Genomic DNA, 6,241 nt, shown 5'->3' with positions numbered 1-6,241 from the left:
AATTCCTGCACTTTTGCAGGCTTTTCGCCAAAGCAATCTGCCGGGAGCCGGGGGCGCTGAGGGTGGAGCACACCGACGGACCGGGGACGTTTTGACGGACGGCGGAGCGGGCCGACGGACCGGAGACGTTTTGACGGAAGACGAGGCGCACCGACGGACCGGGGACGTTTTGACGGAAGACGCGGACGGTTAGACAGGTAAATTAGGAAGTGAATTTTATACTTTCTTAAATCTCGAAAAAGCCGCGGAATCCGGTTGCGCCGGAAAACCGCGGCTTTTTGGGACAGCCGTCGGCAGCCCTTGACTTTGACGCAGCGTCAACGTTCACAATAGATACCCGGGAGGTGATCGCAGATTATGAAAGTTCACGAAGCGGCCCGTCTGCTCGGCGTTACGCCGCGAGCGCTCCGTTTTTATGAGGAACGCGGACTGGTCGCGCCGGCCAAGGATGCCGGCAGCGGATACCGCCAGTATGAGACGGAAGATCTGGAGACGCTGCGCTGGATCGTCGCCTTGCGCGAGTTGGGATTGCCGATTCCGTTTATCGCCGATGCGCTGGCGGCGCGGGAAGACGATGAACGGTTCCGGCAAACGATGGACAGGGCGCGCGCCGAGCTGTACGAGCAATGGGTCGACCTGTCGCGGCGGCTCGAATCGCTCGACCGCGGGATGGAAAGCTGGCGCGGCCGGACGCCGGCGATCGGCGAATTGGAGGCGCTCGCGGCCCCGCTCAAGGAGAAGCGCTCGATCCGCAGCGCGTGGAGCGCCCGCCTCGACTTCGACGATATGGCAGTCAAATATCGCGAGGACGCTCCGCTGATGACGCTCTCCCCGCCCGTCGATCCGCACGATTACGAGGAAGCGCTGACGGCGACGGCGGATTGGATCGACGCTCGGCCGGGGGAAGCCGGTCTCGATCTCGGCTCGGGAACTGGCAATCTGGCCGGCCGGCTGGCCGCATCCGGGGCAGCGGTTACCGGCGTCGAGCAATCGCCGGCAATGATCCGCATTATGCGCTCCCGCTTTCCCGAGCTGCCGGTCAAGCAAGGCAACCTGCTGGCGCTGCCGCTGCCGGCGCGGACGTACCGCTTTGCCGGCAGTAGCTTCGCCCTGCAGCATTTGCGCGAAGACGAGCGGATGTTGGCGCTGGCCGAAATCGACCGCGTGCTGCTGCCCGGCGGCCGGCTCGCGCTCACGGACCGCCTCGATGGCGGCGCGTTTTCGGCCATGGCCGAAGCTTTACGGACGCAGCATTACTCGGTCGTCACGAAGCCGCTGCGCGGCGGCATCACGCTGCTGTATGCCGTCAAACCCGGGCCGTAGCGCATAGTGTGCTGCGGCGCGCCGGCGACACCCGCGCCCTCCCCGAGCGGGCTAGCAAGTCGCGGTACGCAGAGACCTGCGCTACCGCTCACGCGGCTGCGCCTCCGATCGCCACCACTCACACGGCCGCGCCTCTGATCGCTAGACCTGCGCTACCGACACCGCAAATACGCAACCGTTCGCTAGACCTGCGCTACCGCTCACGCATCTGTGCCCCGATCGTGAGACCCGCTACAGTCCCCGCGGCTGCGCACCGATCGTGAGACCCGCGCTACCGCTCACGCATCTGTGCCCCGATCGTGAGAACCGCTACAGCCCCCGCGGCTGCGCACCGATCGTGAGACCTGCGCTACAGTCCCCGCGGCTGTTCCCCGATCGTGAGACCCGCGCTACCGACCCGCAGCTGCGCACCGATTGAGAGACCTGCACCACCGCTCACGCGCGGCTACGTACCGTTCGCGAAACCCGCGCTCCCCCTTCCCGCCGCGGCCTGACTCGCACAGGGCGCCTCGTTACATCCTAACCTCGTTACGGCCTGATCTCGCACGGCCTATCCCCGGCCGGCGCGAAATTTGCTCGAATGGGCCTTCGCTTCTTCCACGGTCGTGACGCGATTGCGGTTCCATTCGATCAATATCCGGTCAATATAGCGAAAATGCAGTTTTCCGGCAAACACCGCTTCCTTCAAGGCGAACCGGATCAGCTCTTCCGGGTATCGGTCCTGATCGAGCCATGCGCTGATCGTCTCGCATTCCATCGGCGACAGCGGTCTCCCGAACTCCTGTTCGAACACGGTGAACAAATCGCTGCCGGCGGCGGAACGCTCCGCGCGTCTTGCCGGGCGAACCCCGCCGACGCGTCTCTCGGATTCCGCCGCCTCAGCCGCCATGCGTATCCACCCGCGCCAATTATACCGTTCCGACTGAACGCCTGTCGCCGGATCGACTTCCTCTTCGATGGCGAGGAATCCTTCCTTCAGCAGCCTTCTGAGCAGCTGCACGACTGCCGCCGCCGGGACGCCAAGCCGATCGGCGAGCTGCTCCGGCGTCGGAAATTCGTTCCGTTCGCATTCGCGAAACGCCATCATCTGAATGAGCAGCATCGCTTCGGAATCGTTCAGGCCCAACCGTCTGTAAGAGGAAAGCAGCATATACGGAATGTATACTCCGCCTTCCTCCGCAGCGGCTGCCCTTCCCTTCGCGTAAGCTTTCCTCAATTCTTCGGACAAATGTTGCAGCCTCCTTAAACGGACCGCGCTTTACGCCTGCGCTGCGGCCAAGCAAGCGCGATCTCCAAAGCTCCGACCGACCCTATTACGGATAAAGCCGGTACAGCATGCGCGGAAACGGAATCGTCTCGCGAACGTGATCGAGACCGCATATCCAGGCCACCGTCCTCTCCAGCCCCAGACCGAAGCCGGAATGCGGCACCGACCCGTACCGCCGCAAATCGAGATACCAGCGATAGTCGTCTTCCGGCAGCTTGTGCTCGGCGAAACGCTCCGCCAGCAGCTTGGGATCGTCGATGCGCTGCGATCCTCCGATAATTTCCCCATATCCTTCCGGGGCGATCAGATCGGCGCACAGCACGACCTCTGGCCGGTTCGGATCGGGCTTCATGTAGAACGATTTGATGCCGGTCGGATAATGCGTAATGAATACCGGCCGGTCGAACTGTTCCGCGATAGCCGTCTCATGCGGCGCGCCGAAATCGTCGCCCCAGGAAATGTCGAAGCCTTGCCCGCGCAGCCATTCGATCGCTTCGTCGTACGTCATCCGGGGGAACGGCGCCTTGACCGCTTCCAGCTTCGAGACGTCGCGGCCGATCGTCGCCAGCTCCCGCCCGCATCGCTCCAGCACCGTCTGCACGACATGCGCGACGAACCGTTCCTGAATGCGCAAGCTTTCCTCATGATCGACGAACGCCATCTCCGGCTCGATCATCCAAAATTCGATCAGATGGCGACGCGTCTTCGATTTCTCGGCGCGGAACGTCGGGCCGAACGAATACACTCTGCCGAGCGCCATCGCCGCCGCTTCCATGTACAGTTGGCCGCTTTGGCTCAAATACGCGTCGTCGTCAAAATATTTCGTATGAAACAGATTCGTCGTACCTTCGCAGGAGGACGGCGTCAAAATCGGCGGATCGACCTGCGTAAAGCCGTTATCGTCGAAAAATTGCCGGATTGCCCGTATAATTTCCGCACGGATTTTCAGAATCGCCCGCTGTCTCGGCGAACGAATCCACAAATGGCGGTGATCGAGCAGAAAATCGACGCCATGCTCCTTCGGTGTAATCGGATACGGCTCCGCCAGCTGGATCACGTCGATCGCTTCCACGACCAGTTCATAGCCCGACACGCTGCGGGCGTCTTCCTTGACGGTTCCCGTCACGTACAGAGAGCTCTCCTGGGTCAGCCTGCGGGCGGCTTCCCAGACGTCATCGGCAACGTCCTGCCGGGCGACAAGGCCCTGCATCAGGCCCGTGCCGTCACGGAGCTGCAAAAACTGAATTTTCCCGCTGGAACGCTTGCCGTACAGCCAGCAGCCGATGCGCACGCGCTGGCCCGCATAATCGGCGGCCTGGCCGATCGTAATGAACGACAGATTGTCCATATGTCCGATCACTCCACCTTTTCGATTATCTCCTTCGACCGATCGTCCGGCTTCTTCGTCTGCAGCACGAGCCGGTACGTATCGCGCGCGATCAGCAGCTCCTCATTCGTAGGCACGACTAGCACCCGGACCCGCGAGTTGTCAGTTGAAATAATGCGCGGATCTTTGCGGCGTTCGGCGTTTCGTTCCCTGTCGAGCTCGACGCCGAGAAACGTCAGCCCGCTGCAGACCGCTTCCCGCAGCTCAACCGAGTTTTCGCCGACGCCGGCCGTGAAAACGATGACATCCAGCCCGTTCATCGCCGCAGCATAAGCGCCGATATATTTGCGTATCCGGTACGTGTACATATCGAAGGCGAGCTTCGCGTTTTTGTCCCCTTCCCGCATCGCCTCGACAATTTCGCGCATATCGCTCGTCGAACCGGAAATCGCCATCAGGCCGCTGTGCTTGTTGAGCATGGAGCTGACCTCGCTCATCGTCAGATCTTCCTTGGCCATCGCAAACGGCACGATAGCCGGGTCGAGATCGCCGCTGCGCGTCCCCATCATCAGCCCTTCCAAAGGCGTCAGCCCCATGCTCGTATCGTAGGACCGGCCGTGCAAAATCGCCGTTACGCTCGCCCCGTTGCCGATATGGGCCGAAATCATCTTGAGCGATTCAAGCGGCTGTCCGAGCAGCCTGGCCGCCTTGTCGCTTACATATTGATGCGACGTGCCGTGGAAGCCGTAGCGACGGATTTTGTGCCGACGGTACAGCACCTTCGGAATCGCGTACAAGTAAGAGGTTTCCGGCATCGTCTGATGAAAGGCCGTATCGAACACGACAGCCTGCGGCACGTCAGGCAAATTCGCTTCCACCGCGGCAATACCCATCATATGGGCAGGATTGTGCAGCGGCGCAAGATCGAACAGCTTGCGGATTTCCAGCTTGACCTCGGGCGTCACGAGCACCGATTCCTTGAACGCCTCGCCGCCGTGCACGACCCGGTGGCCAACCGCGTCGATTTCGTCAATCCGTTTCAATACCCCCAATTCGGGGTGGACGAGCATTTCGATCACGCGCTTCACCGCGGTGACATGATCAAGTATTTCGCTGACGCTCCGCACTTCGGGCTTTCCTGCCGCATCATGCGTCACGATCGAGGAATCCATGCCGATCCGCTCGACTCTGCCGCTCGCCAGCACCGATTCGTCATTCATATTGTACAACTGATATTTAAGCGAGGAGCTGCCCGCGTTGATCACGAGTACTTTCATAGCCTGTCCCCATCCTTGTCGTATTTGAAAAAGCCGGCGCCGGTTTTGACGCCGAGCTGGCCTGCCCGTACCATTTTTTTCAGCACGATGGACGGCCGGTACTTCAGTTCGCCGTATTCCCGGAACATCCGCTCCAGCGCCGCCAATACCGAATCGAGACCGAACCGGTCCGCCATCTCAAGCGGTCCGTGGTGGAACGAATAGCCGATCCGCATCGCGCTGTCGATATCTTCCGCAGACGCCACACCTTCCTCCAGCACGTGCAGCGCCTCGTTGATAAGCAGGCAGATCAGCCGCGTTGTCACAAATCCGGGCGATTCGAACACCATGATGCCTTTTTTATGAATCGTCTTTTCGACGAAATGTTTGGTGCGGGAAAACGTCTCGTCCGACGTCTTCAAGCCGCGGACAAGCTCGACCAGATCGATTTTATGAACCGGATATATAAAATGCATGCCGATGACCCGCTCCGGATGGCGGGTTACGCTTGCCAGCTCCGTCAAGCTGAGCGTCGACGTATTGCTCGCAATGATGGCGTCTGGACTCAATATCCGGTCCAACCGGCCGATCACCTCTTTCTTGCTGTCCAAATCTTCGGTAATCGTCTCAATGACCAGTTCGCAGTCGGACAGCTCGTCGAGTCGGGCGGCATTATGTATCCGGTTCAGCACCAGCTTCTTCTCGGCCAGCGTCAATGCCCACTTCTCGATTTGCTTGTCCAGGCTCAGCTCGATCATCTCCCTGCCGTAAGCCAGCTTCTCCGGAGATTGTTCGACAATATATACGTCAAGCCCTTTGAAGGCAAGCATTTCCGCAATACCTTGACCCATTGTGCCGACACCGACGACACCGACTGTTTTGATTCTCATGACTGTTCCCCCTTCTGACTTTGCGTCGTGCCGTTCACATCTTATATTATAACGGTTCGCAAAAAAAATAAGAAGGCGAGCCGCACGCCCGCCTTTTTTTCTATATCGCATTGTGAACAATTTACGAACGCTGCGCAAACGGCGTACAAAACCGCCTTCCGCTTACGCGCTGCGGCTT

5 protein-coding genes are annotated in these 6,241 nt (G+C 60.2%); 1 reads left to right on the top strand and 4 read right to left on the bottom strand.

Annotated features, from left to right (window positions below; genetic code table 11):
• The first annotated feature begins 357 nt into the window (after positions 1 to 357).
• Positions 358 to 1,323 carry a MerR family transcriptional regulator gene (locus PACILC2_RS24450; protein WP_213531488.1) on the top strand — a complete coding sequence of 322 codons (966 nt, stop codon included), beginning with the start codon at positions 358 to 360 and terminating at the stop codon, positions 1,321 to 1,323.
• Positions 1,324 to 1,873: 550 nt separating this feature from the next.
• On the opposite strand, the gene PACILC2_RS24445 is transcribed toward PACILC2_RS24450, so the two are convergent.
• The 4 genes from PACILC2_RS24445 to PACILC2_RS24430 form a co-directional block, all read right to left on the bottom strand.
• Positions 1,874 to 2,551, bottom strand: coding sequence for a DnaD domain-containing protein (locus PACILC2_RS24445; protein ID WP_062492799.1), 678 nt, complete (start codon positions 2,549 to 2,551; stop codon positions 1,874 to 1,876).
• A gap of 85 nt (positions 2,552 to 2,636) precedes the next feature.
• Complete coding sequence (gene asnS, locus PACILC2_RS24440) at positions 2,637 to 3,938, bottom strand: asparagine--tRNA ligase (protein ID WP_213531490.1); 1,302 nt, start codon at positions 3,936 to 3,938, stop codon at positions 2,637 to 2,639.
• Between the two features lie 8 nt (positions 3,939 to 3,946).
• Positions 3,947 to 5,194, bottom strand: a complete 1,248-nt coding sequence (locus tag PACILC2_RS24435) for an acetate kinase (protein ID WP_213531486.1) — start codon at positions 5,192 to 5,194, stop codon at positions 3,947 to 3,949.
• Positions 5,191 to 6,063 (bottom strand): 3-hydroxyacyl-CoA dehydrogenase family protein, encoded by an 873-nt coding sequence (locus tag PACILC2_RS24430; RefSeq protein ID WP_213531484.1) that lies wholly within the window; start codon positions 6,061 to 6,063, stop codon positions 5,191 to 5,193. The genes PACILC2_RS24435 and PACILC2_RS24430 overlap by 4 nt, the downstream gene beginning before the upstream one ends.
• Positions 6,064 to 6,241 lie beyond the last annotated feature (178 nt).

Source organism: Paenibacillus cisolokensis (assembly GCF_018403665.1).
Taxonomy (GTDB): domain Bacteria; phylum Bacillota; class Bacilli; order Paenibacillales; family Paenibacillaceae; genus Paenibacillus_AH; species Paenibacillus_AH cisolokensis.
Note: the sequence above shows the minus strand (reverse complement) of the source record. Positions and strands in the feature narration are given on the sequence as shown.